The sequence below is a fragment of the Pseudomonas sp. Irchel 3E19 genome (assembly GCF_900187585.1).
Classification (GTDB): Bacteria; Pseudomonadota; Gammaproteobacteria; order Pseudomonadales; family Pseudomonadaceae; genus Aquipseudomonas; species Aquipseudomonas baetica.
On record NZ_FYDT01000004.1, the window covers coordinates 66,298 to 92,948 of the forward strand.

The 26,651-nt window shown below is 59.4% G+C and carries 27 protein-coding genes; 12 read left to right on the forward strand and 15 right to left on the reverse strand.

The window, feature by feature from the left end:
* The first annotated feature begins 17 nt into the window (after window positions 1-17).
* Entirely contained in the window at window positions 18-494 is a 477-nt protein-coding gene (locus CKW18_RS03845) for a cupin domain-containing protein (protein ID WP_095187545.1), read from the forward strand.
* A 109-nt stretch (window positions 495-603) separates the two neighbouring features.
* On the opposite strand, the gene paoC is transcribed toward CKW18_RS03845, so the two are convergent.
* From paoC to CKW18_RS03865, 4 genes are all read right to left on the reverse strand, one after another.
* Complete coding sequence (gene paoC, locus CKW18_RS03850) at window positions 604-2,802, reverse strand: aldehyde oxidoreductase molybdenum-binding subunit PaoC (RefSeq protein ID WP_095187546.1); 2,199 nt, start codon at window positions 2,800-2,802, stop codon at window positions 604-606.
* Window positions 2,799-3,755, reverse strand: a complete 957-nt coding sequence (locus tag CKW18_RS03855; RefSeq protein WP_095187547.1) for a xanthine dehydrogenase family protein subunit M — start codon at window positions 3,753-3,755, stop codon at window positions 2,799-2,801. Before CKW18_RS03855 ends, paoC begins: the two co-directional genes overlap by 4 nt.
* The gene (paoA, locus tag CKW18_RS03860) at window positions 3,752-4,426 is read right to left on the reverse strand and encodes an aldehyde dehydrogenase iron-sulfur subunit PaoA (RefSeq protein WP_095187548.1); all 675 of its coding nucleotides are present in this window, start codon (window positions 4,424-4,426) and stop codon (window positions 3,752-3,754) included. Before paoA ends, CKW18_RS03855 begins: the two co-directional genes overlap by 4 nt.
* A gap of 229 nt (window positions 4,427-4,655) precedes the next feature.
* Window positions 4,656-6,410, reverse strand: a complete 1,755-nt coding sequence (locus CKW18_RS03865) for an L-lactate permease (protein WP_095187549.1) — start codon at window positions 6,408-6,410, stop codon at window positions 4,656-4,658.
* Between the two features lie 243 nt (window positions 6,411-6,653).
* Here CKW18_RS03865 and CKW18_RS03870 point away from each other — a divergent pair, with 243 nt between their 5' ends.
* Window positions 6,654-6,863 (forward strand): hypothetical protein, encoded by a 210-nt coding sequence (locus CKW18_RS03870; protein ID WP_095187550.1) that lies wholly within the window; start codon window positions 6,654-6,656, stop codon window positions 6,861-6,863.
* 43 nt (window positions 6,864-6,906) lie between these two features.
* Here the strand turns inward: CKW18_RS03870 and CKW18_RS03875 are convergent, their stop codons facing one another.
* Window positions 6,907-7,182 (reverse strand): hypothetical protein, encoded by a 276-nt coding sequence (locus CKW18_RS03875; protein WP_095187551.1) that lies wholly within the window; start codon window positions 7,180-7,182, stop codon window positions 6,907-6,909.
* 284 nt (window positions 7,183-7,466) lie between these two features.
* Between CKW18_RS03875 and CKW18_RS03880 the strand changes: the two genes are divergently transcribed.
* Window positions 7,467-8,546, forward strand: coding sequence for a hypothetical protein (locus tag CKW18_RS03880; RefSeq protein ID WP_095187552.1), 1,080 nt, complete (start codon window positions 7,467-7,469; stop codon window positions 8,544-8,546).
* A gap of 2 nt (window positions 8,547-8,548) precedes the next feature.
* A complete protein-coding gene (locus CKW18_RS03885; protein WP_095187553.1) occupies window positions 8,549-8,902 on the forward strand; it encodes a DUF1428 domain-containing protein in 354 nt (117 codons plus the stop codon).
* Between the two features lie 116 nt (window positions 8,903-9,018).
* Here the strand turns inward: CKW18_RS03885 and CKW18_RS03890 are convergent, their stop codons facing one another.
* Window positions 9,019-9,213: a hypothetical protein gene (locus CKW18_RS03890; RefSeq protein WP_095187554.1), complete on the reverse strand. Its 195-nt coding sequence runs from the start codon at window positions 9,211-9,213 to the stop codon at window positions 9,019-9,021.
* Window positions 9,214-9,318: 105 nt separating this feature from the next.
* On the opposite strand from CKW18_RS03890, the gene thpR reads away from it, so the two are divergent.
* Window positions 9,319-9,837, forward strand: coding sequence for an RNA 2',3'-cyclic phosphodiesterase (thpR, locus tag CKW18_RS03895; protein WP_095187555.1), 519 nt, complete (start codon window positions 9,319-9,321; stop codon window positions 9,835-9,837).
* Window positions 9,838-10,074: 237 nt separating this feature from the next.
* Here the strand turns inward: thpR and CKW18_RS03900 are convergent, their stop codons facing one another.
* From CKW18_RS03900 to CKW18_RS03920, 5 genes are all read right to left on the reverse strand, one after another.
* The gene (locus tag CKW18_RS03900) at window positions 10,075-11,172 is read right to left on the reverse strand and encodes a polyamine ABC transporter substrate-binding protein (protein ID WP_095187556.1); all 1,098 of its coding nucleotides are present in this window, start codon (window positions 11,170-11,172) and stop codon (window positions 10,075-10,077) included.
* 155 nt (window positions 11,173-11,327) lie between these two features.
* Window positions 11,328-12,203, reverse strand: coding sequence for an ABC transporter permease subunit (locus tag CKW18_RS03905; protein WP_095187557.1), 876 nt, complete (start codon window positions 12,201-12,203; stop codon window positions 11,328-11,330).
* Window positions 12,200-13,081, reverse strand: coding sequence for an ABC transporter permease subunit (locus CKW18_RS03910; protein WP_170947219.1), 882 nt, complete (start codon window positions 13,079-13,081; stop codon window positions 12,200-12,202). Before CKW18_RS03910 ends, CKW18_RS03905 begins: the two co-directional genes overlap by 4 nt.
* Window positions 13,082-13,110: 29 nt before the next feature.
* Entirely contained in the window at window positions 13,111-14,253 is a 1,143-nt protein-coding gene (gene potA / locus CKW18_RS03915; protein WP_095187559.1) for a polyamine ABC transporter ATP-binding protein, read from the reverse strand.
* Window positions 14,254-14,628: 375 nt separating this feature from the next.
* A complete protein-coding gene (locus tag CKW18_RS03920; protein WP_095187560.1) occupies window positions 14,629-15,390 on the reverse strand; it encodes a gamma-glutamyl-gamma-aminobutyrate hydrolase family protein in 762 nt (253 codons plus the stop codon).
* A gap of 282 nt (window positions 15,391-15,672) precedes the next feature.
* Between CKW18_RS03920 and CKW18_RS03925 the strand changes: the two genes are divergently transcribed.
* From CKW18_RS03925 to CKW18_RS03940, 4 genes are all read left to right on the forward strand, one after another.
* Window positions 15,673-17,049: a glutamine synthetase family protein gene (locus CKW18_RS03925; RefSeq protein WP_095187561.1), complete on the forward strand. Its 1,377-nt coding sequence runs from the start codon at window positions 15,673-15,675 to the stop codon at window positions 17,047-17,049.
* A gap of 189 nt (window positions 17,050-17,238) precedes the next feature.
* A complete protein-coding gene (locus CKW18_RS03930; RefSeq protein WP_095187562.1) occupies window positions 17,239-18,729 on the forward strand; it encodes an aldehyde dehydrogenase in 1,491 nt (496 codons plus the stop codon).
* 52 nt (window positions 18,730-18,781) lie between these two features.
* Window positions 18,782-20,065: an FAD-binding oxidoreductase gene (locus tag CKW18_RS03935; protein ID WP_095187563.1), complete on the forward strand. Its 1,284-nt coding sequence runs from the start codon at window positions 18,782-18,784 to the stop codon at window positions 20,063-20,065.
* A gap of 1,066 nt (window positions 20,066-21,131) precedes the next feature.
* On the forward strand, window positions 21,132-21,680 hold the full coding sequence (locus CKW18_RS03940) for a cupin domain-containing protein (protein WP_007950154.1): 549 nt from the start codon (window positions 21,132-21,134) through the stop codon (window positions 21,678-21,680).
* 108 nt (window positions 21,681-21,788) lie between these two features.
* Here the strand turns inward: CKW18_RS03940 and CKW18_RS03945 are convergent, their stop codons facing one another.
* From CKW18_RS03945 to CKW18_RS03960, 4 genes are all read right to left on the reverse strand, one after another.
* Window positions 21,789-22,382, reverse strand: a complete 594-nt coding sequence (locus tag CKW18_RS03945; protein ID WP_095187564.1) for a Fic family protein — start codon at window positions 22,380-22,382, stop codon at window positions 21,789-21,791.
* 2 nt (window positions 22,383-22,384) lie between these two features.
* On the reverse strand, window positions 22,385-22,876 hold the full coding sequence (locus tag CKW18_RS03950) for a hypothetical protein (protein WP_095187565.1): 492 nt from the start codon (window positions 22,874-22,876) through the stop codon (window positions 22,385-22,387).
* A gap of 265 nt (window positions 22,877-23,141) precedes the next feature.
* Window positions 23,142-23,429, reverse strand: coding sequence for a fructose-bisphosphate aldolase (locus CKW18_RS03955; RefSeq protein ID WP_095187566.1), 288 nt, complete (start codon window positions 23,427-23,429; stop codon window positions 23,142-23,144).
* Window positions 23,430-24,041: 612 nt separating this feature from the next.
* The gene (locus CKW18_RS03960; protein WP_095187567.1) at window positions 24,042-24,473 is read right to left on the reverse strand and encodes a hypothetical protein; all 432 of its coding nucleotides are present in this window, start codon (window positions 24,471-24,473) and stop codon (window positions 24,042-24,044) included.
* 164 nt (window positions 24,474-24,637) lie between these two features.
* Here CKW18_RS03960 and CKW18_RS03965 point away from each other — a divergent pair, with 164 nt between their 5' ends.
* From CKW18_RS03965 to CKW18_RS03975, 3 genes are all read left to right on the forward strand, one after another.
* Complete coding sequence (locus tag CKW18_RS03965; RefSeq protein WP_095187568.1) at window positions 24,638-25,018, forward strand: hypothetical protein; 381 nt, start codon at window positions 24,638-24,640, stop codon at window positions 25,016-25,018.
* 15 nt (window positions 25,019-25,033) lie between these two features.
* Entirely contained in the window at window positions 25,034-25,456 is a 423-nt protein-coding gene (locus CKW18_RS03970; protein ID WP_095187569.1) for an HD domain-containing protein, read from the forward strand.
* A 154-nt stretch (window positions 25,457-25,610) separates the two neighbouring features.
* Window positions 25,611-26,627 carry an AbrB family transcriptional regulator gene (locus tag CKW18_RS03975; protein WP_095187570.1) on the forward strand — a complete coding sequence of 339 codons (1,017 nt, stop codon included), beginning with the start codon at window positions 25,611-25,613 and terminating at the stop codon, window positions 26,625-26,627.
* Window positions 26,628-26,651: the final 24 nt, after the last annotated feature.

The following is a 26,651-nucleotide window of genomic DNA, read 5'->3' on the forward strand; positions in this document are numbered from 1 at the left end:
TTTTTGGAGAGACCGCCATGAACCCGATTGCAGCTTCTGCTTTGACCCTTTCCTTGCTCGCCGCCGACGCTCAGGCCAATGAAGCGCCACGGGTAACCGTCACGGCTAATGGATCCCAATCTTCGGCCCGTGGCCCGGCGGATTGGTTCACTGGCATTGTGCGGGTCGATGCGCCGTTCAAAGGCTCGGATGAGGCACGGGTCAGCGGCGCCACGGTGACGTTCGAACCGGGGGCGCGCACGGCTTGGCACACCCACCCGCTGGGGCAGACGTTGATTGTGACGGCGGGGGCGGGTTTGGTGCAGGAGTGGGGGCAGCCGGTGCGGGAAATTCGTCCGGGGGATACGGTGTGGATCGCGCCCGGCGCTAAGCATTGGCATGGCGCGGCGCCGACTACGGCGATGACGCATATCGCCATTGCTGAAGTGCTGGATGGCAAAGTGGTGGAGTGGATGGAGCAGGTGAGCGAGGCGCAGTATCCGCACACTGACTAAATCCGACCCGTGTAGGAGCTGCCGCAGGCTGCGATCTTTTGATCTTGTTTTTTAAAAGACCAACATCAAAAGATCGCAGCCTGCGGCAGCTCCTACAGTGGCGGTGGGGTCAGATCATTTCGGGTAGTGACGAGAGAATCTTGTCCAGCGTAATCGGATACTCCCGCACCCGTGCCCCGGTGGCGTTGTAGATCGCATTGGCCACCGCCGCACTCACCCCGCAAATCCCCAACTCACCGACACCCTTGGCCTTCATTGGCGAAGAAATCGGATCCGTCTCATCAAGGAAAATCACCTCCTGATGCGGGATGTCGGCATGCACCGGCACCTCATAACCGGCCAGATCATGGTTAACGAAGAATCCAAGCTGCTTGTCCACCGCCAGTTCTTCCATCAAGGCCGCGCCCACGCCCATGGTCATCGCACCGATCACCTGGCTGCGCGCCGCCTTCGGATTGAGAATCCGCCCGGCGGCGCACACCGCCAGCATGCGCCGCACGCGCACCTCTCCGGTCGCAGCGTCCACTGCGACTTCAACGAAATGCGCGCCAAACGTCGACTGCTGATATTGCTCGGCAAGGTCGGCAAATTCGATGCTGTCCTCAGCCTGCACCACGCCGTTTTCCGCCGCATGACGCAACGGCACACTTTTGCCGCCGGCCCGTACCTGACCGTCGACAAACTCGGCCTCAGCGGCCGCCATACCCAATTTGCCGGCCACCGCTTCGCGCAGTTTCACACACGCGGCATACACCCCGGCGGTGGAGCAGTTGGCGCCGAATTGCCCGCCGGAGCCGGACGACACCGGGAAATTCGAATCGCCCAGACGCACCACGACATCCTCCAATGGCACGCCCATCATCTCGGCCGCCGTTTGCGCGATGATCGTGTAGCTGCCGGTGCCGATGTCGGTCATGTCGGTTTCTACGGTGATCTTGCCGTCACGCTCTAGCCGCACCCGCGCGCCGGATTTCAAAAGCAGGTTGTTGCGGATCGCCGCGCCGACGCCCATGCCGATCAGCCAGCGGCCCTCGCGACGTGAACCGGGTTGCGGGTTGCGCTTGTCCCAGCCGAATTTCTCGGCGCCGGTTTGCAGGCATTCGATCAGTTGTCGCTGGGAGAACGGCCGCTCGGGTTTCACCGGGTCGACCTGGGTGTCATTGAGGATGCGGAACTGCACCGGATCGAGGTTGAGCTGTTCGGCCATTTCGTCCATGGCGATTTCCAGCGCCATCAGCCCCGGGGTTTCGCCCGGTGCGCGCATGGAGTTGCCTTCGGGCAGATCCAGCGGCGCCACGCGCATGGTCACCAGGCGGTTTGCGCCGGCGTAGAGCAACTGGCTCGGTTGCGCCGCGACTTCGACCTTGCCGTCTTCCAGATTACCTGACCAGCCTTCGTGGGCGATGGCCGTGAGTTTGCCGTCCGCCGTGGCACCCATACGGATGCGCTGGATAGTGGCGGGGCGGTGGGTGGTGTTGTTGGCCATCTGTGGCCGGGCGAGCGCGACTTTCACCGGTCGATTGGCCATGCGCGCACCGAGGGCCGCGAGGATCGCGTCGGCGCGGATGAACAGTTTGCCGCCGAAACCGCCACCAATGTATGGCGAGATCAAGCGGACTTTTTCCTTGGGCAGGCCGAGGGTTTCGGCGATGTCGCTGACGCTCCAGGCGATCATCTGGTTGGACGTCCACAGGGTCAGTTGATCGCCTTGCCAAGCGGCCAATGTCGCGTGCGGCTCCATCATCGCGTGGGACTGATCGGGCGTGGTGTAGGTCTGGTCGAGCTGCACCGGGGCCGCCGCAAACGCCGTGGCGAAATCGCCGTGTTTGACGTCCGGCAACTCTTCTTTCTGTTCGACACCCTGATCGCGAACGCTGGCCAGATCGAACTCGCCCTTGGCCGTGACGTAATCGACTTTGACCAGTTGCGCTGCGGCGCGGGCCTGTTCAAAGGTTTCCGCCACCACCAATGCAACGGCCTGGTGATAGTGCTGAATGTCCGGCCCGGCCAGCAGATGCGCCGAGTTGTATTTGCCCTTGCCGAGCTTGCCGGCGTTGGCTGCGGTGACGATGGCCAGAACCCCGGGCGCGGCTTTGGCTTGTGCCAGATCGATGTTGGCAATGCGGCCCTTGGCGATGGCCGAGCCGACCATGAAACCGTAAGCCTGATTGGCCACCACATCATGCTGCTCGTAAGCGTAAGGCGCCTGGCCGCAGGTTTTCAGTTTGCCTTCGATGCGGTCGGTGGGCTTGCCGATGACCTTCAATTGGTCGATCGGGTTGGTGGTGGCGGGCGTGTCGAATTTCATGCGTCTTCCCTCGCTTGCGCCAACACCGAGCCAAGCGTGCGCTCGACCAGGGTCAGTTTGAATTGGTTGTCGTGGGTCGGCGTGGCGCCGTCGAGCAGGCGCTCGCTGACGGCTTTCGCGCCCTTGGCCAGCAACGCATCGGCGGCTTCCACCCGCCACGGTTTCGGCGCGATACCACCGACGGCGACGCGGCCGCTGCCGTCCTTTTGCAGGATCAGGCCGACGGAGACCAGGGCAAACGCGTAAGACGAACGATCACGCACCTTGTGATAAACGTGGGTGCCGCCCACGGGCGCCGGCAACGTCACGGCAGTGATGAACTCGCCGGGCGTAAGGCTGGTTTCAATATTCGGCGTGTTGCCCGGCAACTGATGGAAATCGACCATGGCGATGCTGCGGGTGCTGCCGTCCGGTTTGACCGTTTCAATCTGCGCATCGAGGGCGCGCATGGCGATGGCCATGTCGCTGGGGTGGGTGGCGATGCAGGCATCGCTGACGCCGATGATCCCCAGTTGTCGACTGACCCCGCCAATCGCCGCGCAGCCACTGCCGGGCTTGCGTTTGTTGCAGGCTTGATTCGTGTCGTAGAAGTACGGGCAGCGGGTGCGTTGCAGCAGGTTGCCGGCGGTGGTCGCCATGTTGCGCAACTGCCCGGAGGCGCCTGCGAGCAAGGCGCGGGAGAGCAGGGCGTAGTCTTTTCGCACGCGCGCGTCGGCGGCCAGATCGGTGTTGCGCACCAGCGCGCCGATACGCAAGCCGCCCTCGGGCGTCGCTTCGATCTGATCCAGTCCAAGGTGGTTGACGTCGATCAGGTGCAGCGGAGTTTCGATGTCGAGTTTCATCAAGTCCAGCAGGTTGGTGCCGCCCGCGATGAACTTCGCGCCTTCAACTTGCGCGGCTTGCGCAGCGGCTGCGGCAGGGGAGTCGGCGCGGCTGTAATTGAACGCTCTCATGCCGGCACCTCCGCGACTTCAGTGATGGCTTCGATGATGTTCGAGTAGGCGCCGCAGCGGCAGATATTGCCGCTCATGCGTTCCTGGAATTCAGCGGCGATCAATTGCGGCGGCTCGGTCAGGCTGGCGCTGGCGTGGCTGGGAATGCCATCGCGGATTTCCTGGATGACCGCCACCGCCGAACAGATCTGCCCCGGCGTGCAATAACCGCACTGATAGCCATCGTGTTTGATGAACGCCGCTTGCATCGGATGCAGGTTGTCCGGCATGCCGAGGCCTTCGATGGTGGTGATCTCGGCTCCCTCGTGCATCACCGCCAGGGTCAGGCAGGCATTGATCCGCCGGCCATCGGCGATCACCGTGCAGGCGCCGCACTGGCCGTGGTCGCAGCCTTTTTTGCTGCCGGTCAGGTGCAGGTGTTCGCGCAGGGCGTCGAGCAGGGTCGTGCGGTTGTCGACTTCAAGGGCCTGGCGCTTGCCATTGACTTGAATGGTTACTTTGCTCATGGCCGATTGCTCCAGATTGGCCGCGTAGGCCTTGAGGCTGATGAAGGGGGGCATGGCGAACGCCGTCGCGGTCACGGCGCCGAGGATCAGAAATCTACGTCGGGAAATCGGCATGGTTCGATTCCTTTTTCTCTCAATCAGGCGGCAGGGTTGCGAATGGCCCATAGGGGCGCGCCGGCATGCTTGCCAGTCTCGTTCTAGGAGTGACCGCTGGAGGGAGGAAAAGGTTTTTGCGGATTTGCGCTATAGAGTTATGCGCATGGCTCATGAATCTGGCTGGCCACACAAAACCAATGTGGGAGCGGGCTTGCTCGCGAAGAGGCCGGCACATCCAACATTTTCGTTGGCAGAGCAAATGCCTTCGCGAGCAAGCCCGCTCCCACAGGGATTGTGTTTAATGCCCGCCGACGACCATGTGGGTAAATGGCGCGACATAAGCCTGCAGCGTCACCAACCCGCCAACCAGGATCGCCAGCACAATCGAGTGGAAGAACACGTACCGCAAAATCTCCCCTTCATGCCCATACCAACGCGTTGCCGTAGAGGCGACCACAATCGACTGCGCATCGACCATTTTGCCCATCACCCCACCGGAGCTATTGGCGGCGGCCATCAATACCGGGCTGATCCCGAGCTGTTCCGCCGTCACCCGTTGCAAGCCGCCAAACAGCACGTTCGACGCCGTATCCGAACCCGTCAGCGCCACGCCAAGCCAGCCGAGCAAGGTGCCGAACATCGGATAGAAAATCCCTGTCGCCGCGAACGCCAGACCCATGGTCGCGTCCAGTCCCGAGTAACGCGTGAGAAACCCCAGCGCCAGCATCGCCGCAATGGTGATCAACGAAAACCGCACCACCCACAGCGTGCGTAGGTACTGCTTGATCAGTTGCGGAATCGAGTACCCCATCAGCAGGCCGCCGACAATCGCCGCCAGCAGGATGCCGCTGCCGGTGGAGGTGAGCCAGGTGAACTTGTAGACCGCTTCTTCAGCCTTCGGCGCGGCCACTACCGGCGGGACTTTTTCGATTTGCAGGTGCAGATTGGTGAAGGTGATGGCCGGGGCGAAAATCGGGTTGGCCTCGCGCAGCGGTTTGCCTTGCGGGTCGAGCTTGGCCGATTGCGTGACCGGGTCGATGGCGGGGCGGGTGTCGAACATATTCTTGAAGCCTTGGGTGCCCCAGGCAAACACGAACACGGTGAGGATGATCCACGGCATCCACGCGCGCATCACTGCCGGGCGCGCCTGATCGCTGAATGCGGCGCTGGCGGTGACTTGCTCTTCGTCGACTTTGGAGTTGTCGACCCGCCCGGACAGCGCTGCCGAGGTATGGATGGTCGCGGGTTTCCAGACCTTCAAGAACAGCGTCAGACAGGCCATGGAAATCAGCGCGGCGATCACATCCACCAGCATCGGCCCGTGGTAGTTCGACACCAGAAACTGCGGCACCGCGAAACTGACGCCAGCCACCAGAATCGCCGGCCAGATCTCCAGCATCTTGCGCCATCCGGCAAAGGCCCAGATCAGCCAGAACGGCACCAGCACCGAGAAGAACGGCAACTGCCGACCAACCATCATCGACAGCTCCATCTCATCCAGCCCGGTGACTTTGGCCAGGGTGATGATCGGCGTGCCGAGTGCGCCGAAAGCCACTGGCGCGGTGTTGGCGATCAGTGCCAGACCGGACGCAGCGAGTGGCGAGAAACCCAGACCAATCAGAATCGCTCCGGTCACCGCCACCGGTGTGCCGAACCCGGCCGCTCCTTCAAAAAAGGCACCGAAGCAGAAGGCGATCAGCAGCAACTGCAAGCGACGGTCATCAGTGATCCGCGCCAGTGAATCCTGCAGCACTTTGAACGAGCCGTTCTCGGTGGTCAGGCGGTGCAGAAAGATGATGTTGAGGACGATCCAGCCGATCGGCAACAAGCCGTTGGCCGCGCCAAACAACGCAGCGGAACCGGCCATGCTCGCCGGCATGCCGAAGGCGAAGATCGAGATGAGCAAGGCTGACGCCAGCGCCAACAGTGCGGCCAGATGCGCCTTGACGTGGAAGAACGCCAGCGCGGCGAGCATCACCACCACCGGCACCGCGGCCATGAGTGTGGAGATCAGCGGGTTGCCGAACGGATCGTAGATTTGCTGCCAGACCATGGTGCACCTCTGCTTCTTATTCTTGAGGGCGCAGGTCCGTTGCGTAGGTATCGTCGAGAAGCAGTATAGGTGGCATTTCGCCGCTGTTCGGCCAGGGCGGGCGAGGCGATAAACGGTCATTGATGGCCACTGAATCAAAGTCTTTTTTTCGAGTCGTATCTGCGGCTGCGCGCACTGAGCCCCGGAGGCAAAGGCAGCGCTGGCCGATTCCGTCGTCAGGACCTTGGTTTAGGGAAGTATTGAATGAAGCGCGCAACAACGATGCTGTTGACCGTAACCGCCGCCGTATTGCTGGGCGGCTGTGTGGCGGATTTTGATGATGACCACCGCCATGGCGGCCGGCATTACGACCGCGATCATGGGCGTAATTATGATCATGACCGACGTTGGGATGACCGCGATGACGACCGCCGCGATGGCCGTCGCTATCACCGCGACCGCGATGATGACTGATTGAACAAGAGAGGGCGTTCGCGCAAAGGAACGCCCTCGATTTTCAAGAAAAACGAGCGCTCGCCTGGACGCGGGATCGCGCAGGCACGGAGGCCTCGATGTCCAGCAGATGGGTGGCGAGAATGTCGCTCAGAAAACGGAACTGATCGTTGAGGCCGACCACTTCATTGCTGAAATGATTGGTGGCGGCGGGCATCAGCAGGGCTTCGAAATCTTTGTTGAACACCAGCGTCTGCGCCTTGCGGTTGACGACGTGTTGATCGTAGTAGTTGCTGCCGAACACCGGGAAACTCACGGAGAGTGCGATGGTGTGAATCATGATGTGAACGCCTCGTTGTGGTTCGGATGGGGTAATCGTGCCTTCGCCGGCCTGCGGGCGGAAGGCAATCGTCGCGATGGTGAATATCGACGGTATTGATGGTCGGGATTTTTGGTGGTTTTGCTGGCCCCATCGCGAGCAGGCTCGCTCCCACATTTGAAATGCGTTCCCCTGTGGGAGCGAGCCTGCTCGCGAAGGGGCCCGCCCAGCCACAACCAGACAAACGGCCCACCACCGGCACCTATACTCAAATCTGTCTCTCCTGTTTCAAGGACACCCCCACCGTGAACCTGCGCGCGCTGGTCGTCGCCGCACTGTTTCTGCTGGCCGGCTGCGCCACCTCGGCGCGGGCCCCGGTGACAGCGCCAGCGGTGGTGGTTTCACCCGCGACCTGGCAGCAGATCGACCGCGAGATCGTCAGCGCTTCGCAACAATCCACCGAGCAGGTCAAGCTGTTCGCCCGTGGCTCGATGGAACATTGGCGCACGCGCGTCTATCAGCAAACTGAAGAAAATTTCATCCCGTGGTTCAGCAGCTACTGGACCCAGGAATGGCTGTCGATGAAAGTCAGTTGGTACACGATCAGTGCCGGCGGCGAGCAGGACGCATCGGCCAAGCGGCTGGCTGCGTATCTGCTTGATCAATATCAGGAAAAAGTGCTGGCGCCGGTGGCGGTGGAGATCGATCCGGATGCCATTCTCGGCCAGGCCACGGCGTTCTATGCGCAGTTGATGGCGCAGCAGATGCCGCTCATCGCCCAGCGTCACGGCGTGCCGGTTGCCCAGCTCAACGGACGTTTGCAGAAGATCCCGGCCATCGCCCTCGGCCCACCGCCGGCGCGGGATGCCTCGTTGTACAAGGTCATCAGCACCGAGCCGTTGAACACGCTGCCGGCCTACGCCGCATTGATCGACAAGATCCACACCGATGGCGGCGCCAAAGGCATCGCCTCGACCGACGCCGGCATGGCTCCGGTGGCCAAACGCGCCAGCCAACGGATGGAAGCGGAAATGGCCCCGCGCGGTGCCGCCAGTGCGGTGGCGGCAGCGGCGGGCAAACTGGCCGGGGCGATGATTTCCGTGGGAGTAATGGGCATCCGCGCCATCCTCCAGGCCAACGACCGCCCCGACAGCGAGGCGCTGATCCGCAGCAGCCTGGGCAACACCTTCGACAAGGCCTGGCTGAAACTGGTGCAGAACCCGACGACGGGAGTGATGGCCGGCACGCTGCATATCGCCGGGCAGGTCGAGCGCAATCTGGGTGGGGGTGAAGAACCGTCGGTCGGGCTGGGCGTGAATCGTGTCGAATGGCAACCGCCGCAATCGACTACCCAGCAGATCGAACCCACCTTACAAGGAGAATAATCATGGCTTACATCGATATTTTTGTAGCGCCCGTGCCGACTGCCAATCGTGAACCGTACAAAAAACATGCTGAGATTGCTGCGGTACTCTTCAAGGAATACGGCGCCCTGAGCGTGGTCGAGTGCTGGGGTGATGATGTGCCGGACGGTAAGCTCACCTCATTCCCGATGGCGGTAAAACTCAAGGAAGGCGAAACCGTAGCCTCCGGCTGGCTGATCTGGCCAGACAAAGCCACGCGCGATGCTGGCATGGCGAAAATGATGGACGACCCGCGCATGCAACCGGACGTCAACCCGATGCCGTTTGATGGGCAGCGGATGATCTACGGCGGCTTCCAATACCTCATCGAACCGTAAACCGAACAAAAATCCTCTGTGGGAGCAGGCTTGCTCGCGAAAGCGATCTGTCAGAAAAAATGACTTTGGATGACACACCGCCTTCGCGAGCAAGCCCGCTCCCACAGGTTTTGTGTTCACTCGGCTGAGGGTGTGATTCGGCAGCTTTTGCGTTGACGAATTTCTTCGTCGCTTGGTCGTTCACGGACGAATTCGAAACGTGGTTCACCCTCGCTGTAATGCACCAGCCAGCCCCATTCCAGCTCCTGTTCATCCTGCCCGGGATGCGGTGGTCGGGCCCACCACGGTTCTTTGCTGAGGATCTCGCGCATGGCGGCCTCCGGTTGATGGCAATCCTTGAACTATAGACTTGTGTGGCGAGTCGTCAGAAAGAGGCGGGTAGAATCGACGATCACGAACCTTAAAGGAGCCAGGCCATGATGGATGAAAAGAGGCTGTTCTTTGCCCTCGACTGCCCACCGGCACAGCGCAAGGCGATTGCTCGGTGGCGTAGCGAGTTGGGTTTGCGAACCGGCAAACCAGTGCCAGCGGATAACTTCCATCTGACGCTGCTGTTCCTCGGCGCAGTGCCGTTGGCGCTGATTGGCGAAGTCTGCGAAGCCGCTAGCAAGGTACGCACGCCGGGGGAGGCTTTGAAAATTTCGCTGGACCGCGTGCAGGTCTGGCACCGCACCGGGGTGTTGTCGTTGGCACCGGAGCAGGCACCGCAGGCGCTGCTGCGCCTGGTTTATGCACTGGAACAGGCCATGTTGCCGTTCGGTTTTGAAGAGCCATCGCACGAGTTTCGCCCGCATCTGACCCTGGCGCGGGACTATCGCGCGCCGGAACCGGAATCCGCCACGTCGCCGGAATTCTTCCTGCGCGCCGAGCGTTTTGCCCTGTTCGAATCGCACAAGGGCCGCTACCGGATTGTGCAGGACTGGCCACTGATCTAAAGCCACAAAAAAAGGCGCCCGAGGGCGCCTGAAATTCACCTGAGCCGAGGGAGCCAGGTGAGGCCGTTCATCTGCAGGGTGCAGCGGTGGTAAGGCGCTGCGTGAACGGAAAAGCACTGCACAAAACCAGTGTGGGAGCGAGCCTGCTCGCGAAAGCTGTGGATCAGGCAATGAATGGGTTAAGTGTGCCGACGCCTTCGCGAGCAGGCTCGCTCCCACAGTTGATTTGCGCTTGAATCACTTGCCGAGTTTCACCCGGGTCCAGCCGCGGGTCATGATCCGCTGGGTCGCAATCGGCTGATCCGGCACCGCATACAACGTCGCCATCACCGCTTGCGATGGATACGAGCCCGGGTCGTTGCGGATCGCTTCGTCTACCAGCGGTGTGGCGGCCGAGTTGGCATTGCTGTAGCCGTTGCTGTTGGTGATCTCGGCGATGATGTCCGGACGCATCAGGAAGTCCATGAACAGGTACGCGTTGTCGACGTTCGCCGCATCGCGCGGGATGGCGACCATGTCGTAGAAACTGCCGGCGCCTTCCTTGGGAATGCTGTAGTCGATCTTCACCTTGTTGCCCGATTCCACCGCGCGGGCCTTGGCCTGCAGCACGTCACCGGAATAACCGACGGCCACGCAGATGTTGCCGTTGGCCAGATCCGAGATGTACTTCGAAGAGTGGAAGTACGCCACGGATGGGCGGATTTTCATGAACAGCGCTTCGGCCTCCATGATGTGCGCCTTGTCCTTGTCGTTCACCGGATAACCCAGGTAGTGCAGGGCGGCCGGGAGCATTTCGGTCGGCGAGTCGAGGAAACTGATGCCGCAGGCTTTGAGCTTTTCAGCGTTCTCCGGCTTGAACAGCAAGTCCCAGGAGTTGGTCGGGGCGTTGGCGCCGAGCACTTCCTTGACCTTGTCCGGGTTGAAACCGATGCCGATCGAGCCCCACATGTACGGGAACGCGTGAGCGTTGTCCGGATCGCTGGCGGCGGCATTTTTCAGCAGCACCGGGTTGAGATTCTTCCAGTTCGGCAGCTTCGATTTGTCCAGCGGCTGATAGACGCCGGCCTTGATCTGCTTGGCCAGGAAACTGTTGGACGGCACGACGAGGTCGTAGCCGGATTTGCCCGCCAGCAAACGCGCCTCAAGGGTTTCGTTGCTGTCGAACACGTCGTAGGTCACGCGGATGCCGGTCTCGTCTTCGAACTTCTTGACGGTGTCCGGCGCGATGTAATCGGACCAGTTGTAAACACGCAGCACCTTGTCGTTGGCCTGGGCGCCCATGACCATTGCGCCCATTAAGGACAGTGTCAGCAGAGTCCTGCCAAACATTTTCATCGGTACAACTCCATTCTTTTTATTCAAAAAACACAAAGCCAAAACCTGGTCGACTGCCCCGTTTATGTAGGAGCTGTCGAGTGAAACGAGGCTGCGATCTTTTGATCTTTCACATCAAGATCAAAAGATCGCAGCGTGCCGCAGCGCCTACACAGTCAGGCGGTGGCGGCGCGTTGCGGTTGCTGCCACGACTCGTTCGCTGTCTGATCCATCGCTTCCTGAATCGCACGTTTGCGGTTGGCCTCGGCCTTGCGACCGAAGTACCACACGAGGAAGGTCACCAGCGACACCGCCAGCAGAATCAGACTCGCCACGGCGTTGATCTCAGGCTTCACGCCCAGACGTACCGCCGAGAACACTTCCATCGGCAACGTCGTCGAGCCTGGGCCGGAGACGAAGCTGGCCAACACCAGATCATCCAGCGACAAGGCGAACGACATCATCCCGCCCGCCGCCAGCGACGGCGCGATCATCGGAATGGTGATCAGGAAAAACACCTTGAACGGTTTCGCTCCCAGATCCATCGCCGCTTCTTCAATCGACAGGTCCAGTTCACGCAGGCGGGCGGAGACTACCACCGCCACATAGGCTGCACAAAACGTGGTGTGGGCGATCCAGATGGTGACGATGCCACGCTCCTGCGGCCAGCCGATCAACTGCGCCATCGCCACGAACAGCAGCAACAGCGACAGACCGGTAATCACCTCAGGCATCACCAACGGCGCGGTGACCAGACCACCAAACAGCGTGCGGCCCTTGAAGCGGGTGACGCGCGTCAGCACGAAGGCGGCGAGGGTGCCCAGCGCCACCGCGGCAATCGCCGTGTAGCAGGCGATTTCCAGCGAGCGCAGCACCGAGCCCATCAGTTGCGTGTTGTCGAGCAGGCCGACGTACCACTTCACCGACCAGCCGCCCCACACCGTCACCAGTTTCGAGGCGTTGAACGAGTAGATCACCAGAATCAGCATCGGCAGATAGATAAACATCAGGCCGAAGATCAGCATGAACTTGGAAAAACCGAAGCGTTTCATCCCCGTGCCTCCATCTCTTTGGCCTGGCTGCGGTTGAACAGCAGAATCGGCACAATCAGGATCAACAGCATCACCACCGCCAGGGCAGATGCCACCGGCCAGTCGCGGTTATTGAAGAACTCTTGCCACAGCACGCGACCGATCATCAGCGTCTCCGGGCCACCCAGCAGTTCCGGAATCACGAACTCACCGACCACCGGAATGAACACCAGCATGCAGCCTGCAATAATGCCGTTCTTGGCCAGCGGCACGGTGATTTTCCAGAAGTTGTTGAAGTTGCTCGAACCCAGGTCCGACGCGGCTTCCAGCAAGCTGCCATCGTGCTTCACAAGGTTGGCGTACAGCGGCAACACCATGAACGGCAGATAGGCATAAACCACGCCGATATACACGGCTGTGTTGGTGTTGAGGATCTCGATCGGGTGATCGGTGAGCCCCGTCCACATCAGAAACCCGTTGAGCAAACCGTTGTTGCTGAGGATGCCCATCCACGCATACACGCGGATCAGGATCGCGGTCCAGGTCGGCATCATGATCAACAGCAGCAGGACGTTTTGCGTTTCCTTGCCGGTTTTGGTGATTGCGTAGGCCATCGGAAAACCGATCACCAGACACATCAGCGTGCTCAGTGCGGCGACCTTCAACGAACCGAGGTAGGCCGACAGATACAGCTCGTCTTCGCCGAGCATGCTGTAGTTACCGATGTTCAGCAGCAGCTGGAATTTCTGTTCGGCGTAGGTGTAGATCTCCGAGTAGGGCGGGATTGACAGTGCGGCTTCCGAGAAGCTGATCTTCATCACCAGAAAGAACGGCAGCATGAAGAACAGGAACAGCCAGATGAACGGAATGCCGATCACCAGTTTGCGTCCGCTGGGCACCAGGCGCAGGAATTGCTGATTGAAGGTTCTCATGAGCGCAGTACCACGCCGCTGTCGTCTTCCCACCAGACGTAGACCTTGTCGTCCCAGGTTGGCCGCGCGCCACGGCGTTCGGCGTTGGCCATGAACGACTGGACGATTTTGCCGCCGGGCAATTCGACGTAGAACACCGAGTGGCCGCCGAGGTAGGCGATGTCATGCACCTTGCCTTCGGACCAGTTGTAGCGGAACTCCGGTTGGGTGGTGCTGACGAGCATTTTTTCCGGGCGGATCGCGTAGGTGATCGACTTGTCCTGCACCGAGGTGCTGACGCCGTGGCCAACGTAGATCTTCTGCTGCAAATCCGGGCTGTGGATGATGGCGTGGCCCTCAAGGTCTTCCACCACAGTGCCGTCGAAGGCGTTCACGTTGCCGATGAACTCGCAGACCATGCGGCTGACCGGTGCTTCGTAAATATCGACCGGGCTGCCGATCTGGGCGATCCAGCCCAGGTGCATGATCGCGATGCGCTCGGCCATGGTCATGGCTTCTTCCTGGTCGTGGGTCACCATCACGCAGGTCACGCCGACGCGCTCGATGATTTCCACCAGCTCAAGCTGCATCTGCGAGCGCAGCTTTTTATCCAGCGCACCCATCGGCTCATCGAGCAGCAACAGCTTTGGACGCTTGGCCAGCGAGCGGGCGAGGGCGACGCGCTGGCGCTGACCACCGGACAACTGATGCGGTTTGCGTTTGGCGTATTGGGTCATGTGTACCAGACGCAGCATCTCTTCAACGCGGGCGTCGATTTCGCTGGCCGGCAACCGGTCCTGCTTGAGGCCAAAGGCGATGTTCTGCGCGACGGTCATGTGTGGGAACAGCGCGTAGGACTGGAACATCATGTTGATCGGCCGCTCGTAGGGCGGCATGTCGGTGATGTCCACGCCGTCGAGCAGAATCCGCCCTTCAGTCGGGCGCTCGAAACCGGCGAGCATGCGCAGCAGGGTCGATTTGCCCGAACCGGAGCCGCCGAGCAGGGCAAAGATTTCGCCCTGATGGATCTCCAGGGACACATCGTCCACTGCCACGGTTTCGTCGAACTTCTTGGTCACGCGATCGACTTTCACCAGAACCTTTTTCGGTTGCTGATGACCTTCAAGAGCCTTCCTGTAAGTGCTGGAGGCGTTTGCCATGTGAAACTCCCAACAGGTTTCAGTCGCCTGGCCAATGTGGCCTGGCTTAAGAGTGGATTGCAGAGCGGTTCGGGATGTCTGTCAGCTATGGCGCAGAACCTGTGGGAGCGAGCCTGCTCGCGAAGACGGCGTGTCAGTCGACATCATTGTTTGCTGATACACCGCTTTCGCGAGCAGGCTCGCTCCCACAGGAGAAATGCGTTTACCTGACTGGCATTACCCGCACCGATCCGGCTTGTTCGGCGCCGCCGTCCTGGCTGCCTGGGTCGTACTTGTTGTTATTACGATGTGTTGTTTTCACGGATGACGGATGCGCAAACGCACAGCCGCCGACCCCGTGGGGGCAGTAAACAGTTTTAAAAATCCTGGGTTGTGTCAGCGCTTGCTGCGTTGCGCCGCCCGTTGCCGGCAAGCCTGGCCGAATGCCTGGAAAATCTTCAGGTAGTTCGGGTTGTCCAGCACCTGCCATTCCGGGTGCCATTGCACGCCGAGGGCAAAGGTCGGGCTGTGCTCCACCGAGATCGCCTCGATCAGGCCATCCGGCGCTACCGCTTCGGCGCGCAGGCCGGGCGCGAGGCGGTCGATGCCCTGACTGTGAATCGAGTTGACCTGGAACTCGCCCGGCAACGCCAGCGCCTCGAACACGCCGCCGCCAAGCACGCTGACTGCATGGGCCGGTGCGTATTGCACGGCCACGTCCGGGCTGTCGGCCTCGCGGTGATCGAGCATGCCCGGCAGCTCATGCACCTTCTGATGCAGGCTGCCGCCGAAGGCCACGTTCATTTCCTGGAAGCCACGGCAAATGCCCAGCACCGGAACGCCCGCGGCAATGGCTGCACGCAATAAAGGAAGGGTGGTGGCATCCCGCGCCGGATCGTGATCCGTGCCGGGGGCGCTGGCCGGGCCTTGATAGTGGAAAGGTTCCACATTCGAGGGCGAGCCGGTCAGCAGCAGACCGTCGAGTTGACCGAGCAGGTCTTCGATTTCAGTCAGGTTGCCAAGGGAAGGAATGACCACCGGCAACCCTTCAGCGCCAACGCTGACAGCACGTACGTACTTGTCGCCGCTGATGTGATAGGGGTGCAGGCCAATCTGTTTGACGCACGCAGTAACGCCGATCAATGGCTTGAATGCCATTTTTATTCACCTCGAAGTTTGACACTTGAACGAGCTTTTCCGGAGCTTAGCCTCGTTGATTTTAATTAACAACTGCCATGTAAAAAATTCTAAACGCCGTTCATCAAATCGTTACGGTTTCCGGGCGTCTGGCGCCTGTGGTGGCACGAGAGTGTTAAAAAAGGCCCTAAAAATAAAGGCTGAGCGGCCAGCTGTTCGCTATTGACTTCACTTTGCCGTTCGGGTTGACTGGCTCGGCGAAACAGCAGTGAACATAATAATTAACAGCTAAATAGGTGCATCATGTCGGTCCCTCTGCGTACCGTTCAACTCAACGAAGCAAACGCATTCCTTAAGAAATATCCTGAGGTTTTGTACGTCGACCTTCTGATTGCGGATATGAACGGTGTGGTGCGCGGCAAGCGCATCGAACGCACCAGTCTTCATAAGGTTTACGAGAAAGGCATCAACCTGCCGGCCTCGCTCTTCGCCCTCGACATCAATGGCTCCACGGTGGAAAGCACCGGCCTGGGCCTGGACATCGGCGACTCTGACCGCATCTGCTACCCGATCCCCGGCACCCTGAGCATCGAGCCGTGGCAGAAGCGCCCAACCGCACAATTGCTGATGACCATGCATGAGCTCGAGGGCCAGCCGTTCTTCGCCGACCCGCGTGAAGTGCTGGCCAACGTCGTGCGCAAGTTCGATGACATGGGCCTGACCATCTGCGCCGCGTTCGAACTCGAGTTCTACCTGATCGACCAGGACAACGTGAACGGCCGTCCGCAGTCGCCGCGTTCACCGGTGTCCGGCAAGCGTCCGGTGTCGACTCAGGTCTACCTGATCGACGACCTCGACGAATACGTCGACTGCCTGCAAGACATCCTCGAAGGCGCGAAAGAGCAGGGCATCCCGGCTGACGCCATCGTCAAGGAAAGCGCCCCGGCGCAGTTCGAAGTCAACCTGCATCACGTCTCCGATCCGATCAAGGCATGCGACTACGCCGTCCTGCTCAAGCGTCTGGTGAAGAACATCGCCTACGACCACGAGATGGACACCACCTTCATGGCCAAGCCGTATCCGGGCCAGGCGGGCAACGGTCTGCACGTACACATTTCGATCCTGGACAAAGAAGGCAACAACATCTTCGCCAGCGAGGATCCCGAGCAGAACGCCGCGCTGCGACACGCGATCGGCGGTGTGCTGGAGACCCTGCCTGCGCAAATGGCGTTCCTGTGCCCGAACGTCAACTCGTACCGCCGCTTCGGCGCACAGTTCTACGTGCCGAACTCGCCGAGCTGGGGCATCGACAACCGCACCGTTGCGGTACGAGTGCCGACCGGTTCCGCCGACGCCGTGCGTATCGAGCATCGTGTCGCCGGTGCCGACGCCAACCCGTACCTGCTGATGGCCTCGGTATTGGCCGGTATTCACCACGGCCTGACCAACCAGATCGAACCGGGCGCCCCGGTGGAAGGCAACAGCTACGAGCAGAACGAACAGAGCCTGCCGAACAACCTGCGCGACGCATTGCGTGAGCTGGACGACAGCGAAGTCATGGCCCGCTACATCGACCCGCTGTACATCGACGTATTTGTCGCGTGCAAGGAAAGCGAGCTGGCCGAGTTCGAAAACTCGATCTCTGACCTTGAGTACAACTGGTATCTGCATACGGTGTGATTTGCAGAACCAACACCGACCCAATGTGGGAGCGGGCTTGCTCGCGAATGCGGTGTGTCATTCAAAGCAATGTTGCCTGACACGATGCTTTCGCGAGCAAGCCCGCTCCCACAGGGGTTCGGTTACCAAATTTTGATGAGTGGGCGATCGTCCACCGTCACCCCAATTCCCCCTTGTCGAGCCACAACAATGACTACAACCCGCAACGACTGGGAACAGCGCTTCCAGTCCCTGACCCTCGAATCCCGCGCGTTCATCAACGGCGAATACCGCCCGGCGATCAGCGGCGACACCTTCGAATGCCTGAGCCCCGTCGACGGCCGTTTCCTCGCCTCCGTGGCCAGCACCGACGAAGCCGACGCCAACCTCGCCGTGGAAGTCGCGCGCCAGTCTTTCGAATCCGGCGTGTGGGCGAAAAAAGCCCCGGCCGAGCGCAAGCGCATCCTGATCCGTTTCGCCGATCTGATCCTGCAACACCAGGAAGAACTGGCGCTGCTGGAAACCCTCGACATGGGCAAACCGATCAGCGACTCCATGAGCATCGACATCCCGGCGACCGCCAACGCGATCCGCTGGAGCGCCGAAGCCATCGACAAGATCTACGACGAAGTCGCCGCGACACCGCACGACCAACTCGGTCTGATCACTCGCGAACCATCCGGTGTGGTCGCCGCGATCGTGCCGTGGAACTTCCCGCTGATCATGGCCAGTTGGAAATTCGCGCCAGCGCTGGCCGCTGGTAACTCGTTCATCCTCAAGCCTTCGGAAAAGTCGCCGCTGACCGCCATCCGCATCGCGCAGTTGGCACTGGATGCAGGCATTCCGAAAGGCGTGTTCAACGTTCTGCCAGGCTTCGGCCACACCGTCGGCAAGGCGTTGGCGTTGCACATGGACGTCGACGTGTTGGCCTTCACCGGCTCCACGGCGATTGCCAAACAACTGATGATTTATGCCGGGCAAAGCAACATGAAACGCGTCTGGCTCGAAGCGGGCGGCAAGAGCCCCAACGTGGTGTTCGCCGACGCACCGGACTTGCGCGCGGCAGCACAAGCGGCGGCCGGCGCCATCGCCTTCAACCAGGGCGAAGTCTGCACTGCCGGTTCGCGCCTGCTGGTCGAGCGTTCGATCCGCGAGCAATTCATTCCGCTGCTGGTGGAAGCATTGCAAGCGTGGAAACCGGGGCACGCCCTCGACCCGGCAACCACCGTCGGCGCCGTGGTCGATCAGCGTCAACTCGACAACGTGCTGCGCTACATCAGCATCGGCCGCGAGCAGGGCGCCGAGCTGATCGCTGGCGGCCAGCGCACTCTCGAAGAAACCGGTGGCCTCTACGTGCAACCGGCGATCTTCGATGGCGTGACCAACGCCATGACCATCGCCCAGGAAGAAATCTTCGGCCCGGTGCTGTCGCTGATCACCTTCGACACCGCTGAAGAAGCGCTGCAGATCGCCAACGACAGCATCTTCGGCCTCGCCGCCGGCGTCTGGACCAGCAACCTGAGCAAGGCGCACACCTTCGCCCGCGGTTTGCGCGCCGGCAGCGTGTGGGTCAACCAATACGACGGCGGCGACATGACCGCGCCGTTCGGTGGTTTCAAACAGTCGGGCAACGGTCGCGACAAATCGCTACACGCGTTCGACAAGTACACCGAACTGAAAGCGACCTGGATCAAGCTCTGATTTTTCTAAAGCGGTGGTCGCCTTCAATGGGCGACCCTCGGAGAACAATAATATGAAACAGCAACACGTAAACAGCTACTACGCCGCCACCCGCAACGAAGTCATCGACTTCCCGATTCTGGAAGAAGCGGTGGACTGCGATGTCTGCATCATCGGCGCCGGCTACACCGGCCTGTCCTCGGCACTGTTCCTGACTGAGGCCGGCTACAAAGTGACGGTGCTGGAAGCGGCGAAAGTCGGCTACGGCGCCAGCGGCCGCAACGGCGGTCAACTGGTCAACTCCTACAGCCGCGACGTCGACGTGATCGAAGAGCGCTACGGCGACAAGACCGCCGAAATCCTCGGCAGCATGATCTTCGAAGGCGCTGACATCATTCGTTCGCGCATCAAGGACTACGACATCCAATGCGACTACCGCCCGGGCGGCATCTTCGCAGCGATGAACAAGAAACAACTCAACGGCCTGGCCGAGCAGAAGAAAAACTGGGAACGCTACGGCAATCGCAATCTGAAGATGCTCGACGCTGCGGACATTCGCAGGGAAGTCGGCTCCGACGCCTACGTCGGCGGCCTGCTCGACTTGCAGGGCGGCCATGTTCACCCGCTGAACCTGGCCCTCGGTGAAGCCGCCGCGATCACGCGTCTGGGCGGGAAGATCTACGAGCAATCCGCTGCCGTGGAAATCACCTACGGCGAGCCGAATGTCATCCGCACCGCCAAAGGCCTGGTACGCGCCAAGTACCTGCTGATCGCCGGCAACGCTTATCTGCCGCAAGGCCTCGACAACCGCGTGACCGCGAAAAGCATGCCGTGCGGCTCGCAAATCGTCGTCACCGAACCGTTGACCGAAAAGCAGGCACGCAGCCTGATCACCAACAACTACTGCGTCGAAGACTGCAACTACTTGCTGGATTACTACCGCCTCACCGCCGACAACCGTCTGCTCTACGGCGGCGGCGTGGTCTACGGCGCGCGTGAACCGGACGACATCGAACAACTGATCCGCCCGAAGATCCTCAAGACCTTCCCGCAGCTCAAAGACGTCAAAATCGACTACCGCTGGACCGGCAACTTCCTGCTGACCATGTCGCGCATGCCGCAATTCGGCCGCATCGAGAAAAACGCCTACTACATGCAAGGCTACAGCGGCCACGGCGTCACCTGCTCGCACCTGGCCGGCAAACTGATCTCGGAAATGATCCGCGGCGACGCCGAGCGCTTCAACGCCTTCGCCTCCCTGCCACACATGCCCATGCTCGGCGGCCGCACCTTCTCCGCACCGCTGACAGCCCTCGGCGCCGTCTACTACTCGCTACGCGACCGCTTCGGCCTCTAAGTTACCTCCCCGGCGGCGGCCCCAAGACCCCGCCGGTTTTTACCTGACACACCAACGCTCTAATTGTGGGAGCTGGCTTGCCAGCAATGACGGCCTGACAACCTCCACAAAGCCAACTGACACAACAGAGATCCAACTGTGGGAGCGAGCCTGCTCGCGAAGAGGCCAGCCCAGCCACCATCCCTCCCACAGAAACACCACAAACCCTGTGGGAGTCTGGCTTGCCAGCGATGACGGCCTGACAACCTCCACAAAGCCAACTGACACAAAAGAGATCCAACTGTGGGAGCGAGCCTGCCAGCGATGACGGCCTGACAACCTCCACAAAGCCAACTGACACAAAAGAGATCCAACTGTGGGAGCGAGCCTGCTCGCGAAGAGGCCAGCCCAGCCACCATCCCTCCCACAGAAACACCACGAACCCTGTGGGAGTCTGGCTTGCCAGCGATGACGGCCTGACAACCTCCACAAAGCCAACTGACACAAAAGAGACCCAACTGTGGGAGCGGGCCTGCCAGCGAAGAGGCCAGCCCAGCCACCATCCCTCCCACAGAAACACCACAAACCCTGTGGGAGTCTGGCTTGCCAGCGATGACGGCCTGACAACCTCCACAAAGCCAACTGACACAAAAGAGATCCAACTGTGGGAGCGAGCCTGCTCGCGAAGAGGCCAGCCCAGCCACCATCCCTCCCACAGAAACACCACAAACCCTGTGGGAGTCTGGGTTGCCAGCGATGACGGCCTGACAACCTCCACAAAGCCAACTGACACAAAAGAGACCCAACTGTGGGAGCGAGCCTGCTCGCGAAGAGGCCATATCAGCCAACATCTATATCGCCTGACACACCGCTTTCGCGAGCAAGCCCGCTCCCACAGTCACTGTATTACCAAGGCAAGAAAGACTTTTCCCCCACCACCCATCGAACCTGCTGAGCAACACCAGCAAACGTGATTTAATAGCCGCCTTTCACGGTTCCGGGACACGGGAGCAACGTGATCCGCGCCCCGGCGCGTCACCCGCCACCCACCCCCATCACCCTTAAGTACTCTTCACATAAGGCAGTCATGGATACGGGTTCTCGACTCAAACTAGTACGCGAAAGCTACAAACTCTCCCAGCGCGAGCTGGCCCGGCGTAGCGGCGTGACCAATGCCACCATCTCCCTGATCGAACAGAATCGCGTCAGCCCCTCCGTCAGCTCCCTGAAAAAGCTGCTCGAAGGCATCCCGATGTCCCTGGCCGACTTCTTCACCTTCGACCAACCGCCGCGCGAACACCAATATGTCTTCCGCGCCAATGAACAACCCGACCTCGGCCGCCATGGCCTGCGCCTGCTGCTGATCGGCGCCTCCGTACCGAGCCGGCAGATGCGCTTGCTGCGCGAGCAATACGCACCGGGCGCGAGCTCCGGAGAAGAGCCGATTGTGCATGCGGAAGGCGAGGAGTGTGGGCTTGTTACGCGCGGGACGGTTGAGTTGACCGTGGATGGCTCGGTGAGTGTGTTGAATGCCGGGGATGGGTATTATTTTCCGACGACGTTGCCGCATAAGTTTCGGAATATTGGGGCTGATGAGGCTGAGATTATTAGTGCGAATACGCCGGCGAATTTTTAGTTTTGTATTGCTACTTCTTAGTCAATATTATTGGCATCTGATTTGACTAATTAGATGCCAGGTTTATTTTGCTAAGTAAACATGGCATCTTTCTTTTTTCTATTGTGCTTATATAGGCTCTAAGATATCCATGAAGATTTCTTTTAGTGCTTTGTGGTCGGTGGTGTAGGCGCTTATGTTAGCTGATATCCACTGGTCACTGTCTTCTTGCCAGCGAATCGAGTACTTTGCATCTTGCGCAATATACTCAAACAGAATTCTCTGTGTTCGGCCGTTGCCTTCACGAAATGGGTGAATGATATTCAGCTCGCCATAATGGTAGGCAAGGCGATCAGCAGTATCTTCCAAGCTCCAGAATTTTTCCTTATTCTGAAAGTCGAGATTTATAGCTTGAAAAATTTTCAGCGCTTCGGCTTCGATGCGCTCTGGAGCACAAAATCGGGTGGTTCCTTTCCATATGCCAACTAGACGGAGCTCTCCAGCCCATTGATAGAGGGACGAAAAAAGGGTTTTGTGGATATATTTCATCGTGGCAAGGCTGTAGGGGCTTTTTTGCTCGCTTATCAAAGCGATATTGAGCTTGGTGGCTTCGCGCTCAGCAACCTCCAGTTCGTTAATGTCGGTGATGTCTTTAATGTTTTTGAGGCAGTCGGTACCTTTTATGAGATAGGGGTCGCTTTCAGAGATTTGATATCTGTCCATAGTTAATTGTTCTCCAGAATAATACCTTCCAGCTTGGAGCTGGCTATAAAATTTCGCACCTTGTTTTTCTCAAAAATCGACTGGGCGCTGAGTTCGTCTGGAGACGAAAAAAGCCGCAGCATATCCAGTAGCATCTTCGTAACGGTGGATTTCTTTTTTCGGTTTGTAGGTCGGCCAATCTCTTTTGCGATGAGTTCTTGAAAGGTATAGACGTCAACGCTGCTACCTTTCCAGGTATCATTTTCAATGTACGTGTTTATGTCTGCTGGATGTCGTCGCGTCCATGCGGTCACTGATTTGATTAATCTCTGCGCTTCCCTATGGGTCTGGCACTGAAAGTTAGCGCCGAATGTAGATTTCAGTAATTTATTGATTTGCGCAATGCTTATTGATTCCAAGCGAGGGTAGTCACTAGAGAGAAGTATTTCCTTGATTTCATCAGATTGTGAATTCACGATATTTTTTGGCCTGGTCACGTTCGCATTCAGATTCAAGAATAGCTCATCATTTCCTGTTCCTTGCTTTGTGCGCTAATTAGCAAGAAAAAGTAAGATTCTGAGTCGCAATACAGGTAATTATTCACGCGCTCCCTCCATTGTCCATGATCATGAGTAATGCCGAACCTATCAAATCATCAGTGCAATTTCCATCTCTTGCTCGAGTCAGGCTGACAGCCTGACGAGCCAAGAGGAGGTCACGTTAAATCGGTAGCATTGGTTCCGCAAAAATACGGCTTTCAAGCTCTGGAATGTTGAAAGGCTAAATGGGGGTATCAAACCCCCGCTGCTCTATTACCCGAAATACATCACTGACATCCTGCACCATGATCCTGGCGATGTTGGTCACGGTGTTGATGTCGTGTTCGGCGTAATCGGGGAGGCTGGTGCAGGCGATGAGGTCGAGGTATTTGAGTACGGCGTTTAGGCGTTCGGCCAGGCAGGCATGGAGTTCACGCAGTGGGGAGTCGGCGTCGATCAGGAGGACGGGGTGGTCGGTGGCTGGGTGAGACATGTGGGCGTAGTGGTGGAGAGGTTTTTTGATCGTCATTAGGAATGGTCTCTCAATAAAAAATGAGCCACCGTTCTGCTGCGAAACATAATGGGTGGCGGCTGTGAGCAGGTTCGCAGACCGAGGAGAAACCAGACTCGGCAGACTCGAAAGTCTCCCGCACACAACCGCCATAAAACGTAATGCTGGCGAATTTTGCCAGAATTGTCGTTAGACGGTGTTATCCAATTTCTCCTTTGGGCTGCGAAACCCATCGCCAACTGCGGTCAGCGACAGCCCCACTCTAGGCTGCAATTCCTGCCGCCACAACCGACCTGTAGGACGCAAACCCGACCCTGTGGCGAGGGGATTTATCCCTGATCGGCGACGCAGTCGTCGTAATTCGGGGCGTGCGGCGTGTCTGGAGAAATGAGCTCGCCGGGTTGGGGTTACTTCGCAACCCATCGGGGATGAATCCCCTCACCACAGGGGGTGTTTTCCTACGCGTTTTTCAGACTTCAAATTCGGTCGAATCTCAAATCATGGCTTTGCATGTTGATACAGGGCTGCTTCGCAGGCCAGCGGGAGCAAGCGCCCTCGCCACAATGAATGTGTTGATGCACGAAAAAGGGACACCCAGCGGTGTCCCTTTTTATGTGCGCTAAACATCCGTTACTTCGCCTTCCAATGCCCACCGCCACTTTCACAATCAATCTTCGCCTGCCCCAGATTCTCCGCGCCGTAGTAATACGTGGTCACCTGCGCGCCCTCCGGAATATTCAACGCTTTGGCGTTTTTGTCCTTGCTGGTGGAGTGCGGGTTGGCGAGGGATTCCTGGGTGAGGGTGGCAATACAAGTGGCCTTGTAGTGGTCATCGCACTGCTGGACCTTTTTCTTGACGGCGTTGACCATGTCTTTGCTTTCGTTGCTGCACGACCAGTCGATGGCATTGACGGGCATACCTTCGTATTCGTAGCAGCTATGGCCGGATACGGTAGGCACGGAGGCGCTGGAGGAGCGGGTTTCGACGTCGCAGCCTTCGGCCATGACGCAGGTGGGGATGACGCAGAACGTGGCGAGCAGAAGCAGGAATCGAATGTTCATCGGGCTTTCCTCTTCAAGGGCGCCGGTTTTGATCAATGAATGGGCGCTTATGGTTTCGAGATAGCGCAGGGGAAGGAGGTTCCATCAGGTTTTTGATTTGCGCTGGTCGCGTAGACTGAGAAACAATCGGACACATCTAGCGCCCAAGGATTGGAATATTGCCCATGATTGAAATTGGCAGCCGCAACAACGCTCCTACGCCGCAGCACTCCACCCACGACGTCTACATTTTCAACATCGACCTGTCCCGAGCGGCCACGCCTTTCTGCTTCGAACAGTCGACGGCCGGAGGGCATGGTGGGCAGGGCGGTGCGCGCTGGTTGGCGCTGGATGAGCTGGACGCCTGGCCCGGTGAGTGGCGTGAGCATTTGAAGAAGGCTGATTGTGCCTGGGTCGCTGAGTTGATCGATGCGCATCCGGGGGCGGATCAGGCGACGTTGGTCGGCATGATTCTCAAGCAACACGCCGAGCCGGTCGGTCGGTTGAAAGCGATTGGCGGCTGGCTTAAACGCAACATCCATGTCGGCGGCCGGTACGGCGTTTAATCCGAGGAGATTTCCATGACTCAAACACTCGAACGCGCCATTGCCATCGCCGCCACCGCGCACGCGGGGCAGGTGGACAAGGGCGGGGCGCCGTACATTTTGCATCCGCTGAAGGTGATGCTGCGCATGACCTCGCTGGAGGAGCGCATCGTCGCGGTGCTGCACGATGTGGTCGAGGATTGCGCTATCAGCCTGGATGACCTGCGTAAGGAAGGCTTCAGCGAAGAGGTGCTGACGGCCATTGCGTCGGTGACCAAAGTGCCGGGCGAGTCCTATGAGGAATTCGTCGAGCGTGCGGCGCAGAACCCGATTGGCCGGGTGGTGAAACTGGCGGATCTGGAAGAGAATAGCGACCTGTCGCGGATCGCCTCGCCGAGTTGGGAGGATCTGGAGCGGATCGAGAAGTATCGGCGCGCGATTGGACGGTTGCGCTCATAAAAATGGACACGCCCCTATAGGAGCTGCCGAAGGCTCGGGCCGCGATCGGACGATCTTTTGATCTTGATCTTCAAAAAAGATCAAAAGATCGCAGCCTGCGGCAGCTCCTACACGGTATGTGTGTTGGGTCAGTTGAATTGCCAGGAAGGCGAATATGAAATCCATTTTCTGTCTGTTGATTGCCGCCGGTTTCGGTGCGGTGTTGGAATCTCTTGGCGTGCCGCACGGCTTGCTGTTGGGTTCGATCCTTGTCACGGCACTGGTCGTGACGAAATCAGGTTTCGCCCCCGCAACGCCTTATGGGCTGGGCTATATCCAGGTCACCCTGGGCATCGCCACCGGGCTGATGTTCGAGGCGTGGGACAGTGCGACGGCGTCGACCATGCTTCCAAGCCTTGGCGTGTTGCTGCTGTGTCTGACGGTGCAGATTGCCCTGGCCGGTTGGTGGCTGACGCGTGGGGCAGGGTGGAATCGCACGGATGCGCTACTCGCGGTGTATCCGGGGGCTCTGGCGGCGGTGTTTGATTTGCTCGAGTCGGAGAAGGCGTCGAGCAAAGTCATCATCGTGCACCTGATGCGATTACTGCTGATCACGGTGTTGGTGAGCTTTTTGATTCCGGGGCAGGGGTCGGTGGCTGCTGTTGATAGCGATCCGTTGACCACCGGCATGGCGTTGACGGTTTTCTCGGTAATCGGCTTGAGCGTCGTGCTCGGTCGATTGCTGCTGGTGATCGGCGTGCCGGCGCCCTTCATGCTCACGGCGATCATCATCACCGCAGTCTTTGTAAAAGCAGGCTGGTTGCACGGTTTTCACATGCCCGACTGGAGTTTGAATCTGGCGGCGCTGATTCTCGGCGTGCGCATCGGCTCGCGGTTCCAGGGTCTGGGCGTCAGGGAATTGGACCAGCATGGCCGCACGGCGCTGGTCTCGGTCGGGTTGATGATCGTGGTGGCGGCGGTGTTTGCAGAGGTAGCGGCGCGGTGGTTGGGCAGCGATCCGTTGTCGCTATGGCTGGCGTACATGCCGGGGGCGATCGAGACGATTGCGATTGTCGCGTTTGCCGGCGGGCTGAATGTGGTGTTTATCCTCACTCACCACTTGGCGCGGATGGTGCTGCTGCATTTTGCGCCGGCGTTGTTGGTGCAGGTGCGGCGGGTGCGGGAGGGCTAGGGTGAGGGGCTCTTGACCCTGCGT

Excerpts from the sequence above, each read along its gene's own strand:
- CKW18_RS03965 (WP_095187568.1), top strand. The coding sequence starts at position 24,638 with ATGATTGAAATTGGCAGCCGCAACAACGCTCCTACGCCGCAGCACTCC.
- CKW18_RS03875 (WP_095187551.1), bottom strand. The coding sequence starts at position 7,182 with ATGATTCACACCATCGCACTCTCCGTGAGTTTCCCGGTGTTCGGCAGC.
- CKW18_RS03855 (WP_095187547.1), bottom strand. The coding sequence starts at position 3,755 with ATGAGAGCGTTCAATTACAGCCGCGCCGACTCCCCTGCCGCAGCCGCT.
- paoC (WP_095187546.1), bottom strand. The coding sequence starts at position 2,802 with ATGAAATTCGACACGCCCGCCACCACCAACCCGATCGACCAATTGAAG.
- CKW18_RS03925 (WP_095187561.1), top strand. The coding sequence starts at position 15,673 with ATGTCGGTCCCTCTGCGTACCGTTCAACTCAACGAAGCAAACGCATTC.
- CKW18_RS03970 (WP_095187569.1), top strand. The coding sequence starts at position 25,034 with ATGACTCAAACACTCGAACGCGCCATTGCCATCGCCGCCACCGCGCAC.
- CKW18_RS03975 (WP_095187570.1), top strand. The coding sequence starts at position 25,611 with ATGAAATCCATTTTCTGTCTGTTGATTGCCGCCGGTTTCGGTGCGGTG.
- paoA (WP_095187548.1), bottom strand. The coding sequence starts at position 4,426 with ATGGGCCATTCGCAACCCTGCCGCCTGATTGAGAGAAAAAGGAATCGA.
- CKW18_RS03885 (WP_095187553.1), top strand. The coding sequence starts at position 8,549 with ATGGCTTACATCGATATTTTTGTAGCGCCCGTGCCGACTGCCAATCGT.
- thpR (WP_095187555.1), top strand. The coding sequence starts at position 9,319 with ATGATGGATGAAAAGAGGCTGTTCTTTGCCCTCGACTGCCCACCGGCA.
- CKW18_RS03940 (WP_007950154.1), top strand. The coding sequence starts at position 21,132 with ATGGATACGGGTTCTCGACTCAAACTAGTACGCGAAAGCTACAAACTC.
- CKW18_RS03865 (WP_095187549.1), bottom strand. The coding sequence starts at position 6,410 with ATGGTCTGGCAGCAAATCTACGATCCGTTCGGCAACCCGCTGATCTCC.
- CKW18_RS03905 (WP_095187557.1), bottom strand. The coding sequence starts at position 12,203 with ATGAAACGCTTCGGTTTTTCCAAGTTCATGCTGATCTTCGGCCTGATG.
- CKW18_RS03930 (WP_095187562.1), top strand. The coding sequence starts at position 17,239 with ATGACTACAACCCGCAACGACTGGGAACAGCGCTTCCAGTCCCTGACC.
- CKW18_RS03845 (WP_095187545.1), top strand. The coding sequence starts at position 18 with ATGAACCCGATTGCAGCTTCTGCTTTGACCCTTTCCTTGCTCGCCGCC.
- CKW18_RS03870 (WP_095187550.1), top strand. The coding sequence starts at position 6,654 with ATGAAGCGCGCAACAACGATGCTGTTGACCGTAACCGCCGCCGTATTG.
- CKW18_RS03890 (WP_095187554.1), bottom strand. The coding sequence starts at position 9,213 with ATGCGCGAGATCCTCAGCAAAGAACCGTGGTGGGCCCGACCACCGCAT.
- CKW18_RS03945 (WP_095187564.1), bottom strand. The coding sequence starts at position 22,382 with ATGGACAGATATCAAATCTCTGAAAGCGACCCCTATCTCATAAAAGGT.
- CKW18_RS03960 (WP_095187567.1), bottom strand. The coding sequence starts at position 24,473 with ATGAACATTCGATTCCTGCTTCTGCTCGCCACGTTCTGCGTCATCCCC.
- CKW18_RS03900 (WP_095187556.1), bottom strand. The coding sequence starts at position 11,172 with ATGAAAATGTTTGGCAGGACTCTGCTGACACTGTCCTTAATGGGCGCA.
- CKW18_RS03955 (WP_095187566.1), bottom strand. The coding sequence starts at position 23,429 with ATGACGATCAAAAAACCTCTCCACCACTACGCCCACATGTCTCACCCA.
- CKW18_RS03935 (WP_095187563.1), top strand. The coding sequence starts at position 18,782 with ATGAAACAGCAACACGTAAACAGCTACTACGCCGCCACCCGCAACGAA.
- potA (WP_095187559.1), bottom strand. The coding sequence starts at position 14,253 with ATGGCAAACGCCTCCAGCACTTACAGGAAGGCTCTTGAAGGTCATCAG.
- CKW18_RS03920 (WP_095187560.1), bottom strand. The coding sequence starts at position 15,390 with ATGGCATTCAAGCCATTGATCGGCGTTACTGCGTGCGTCAAACAGATT.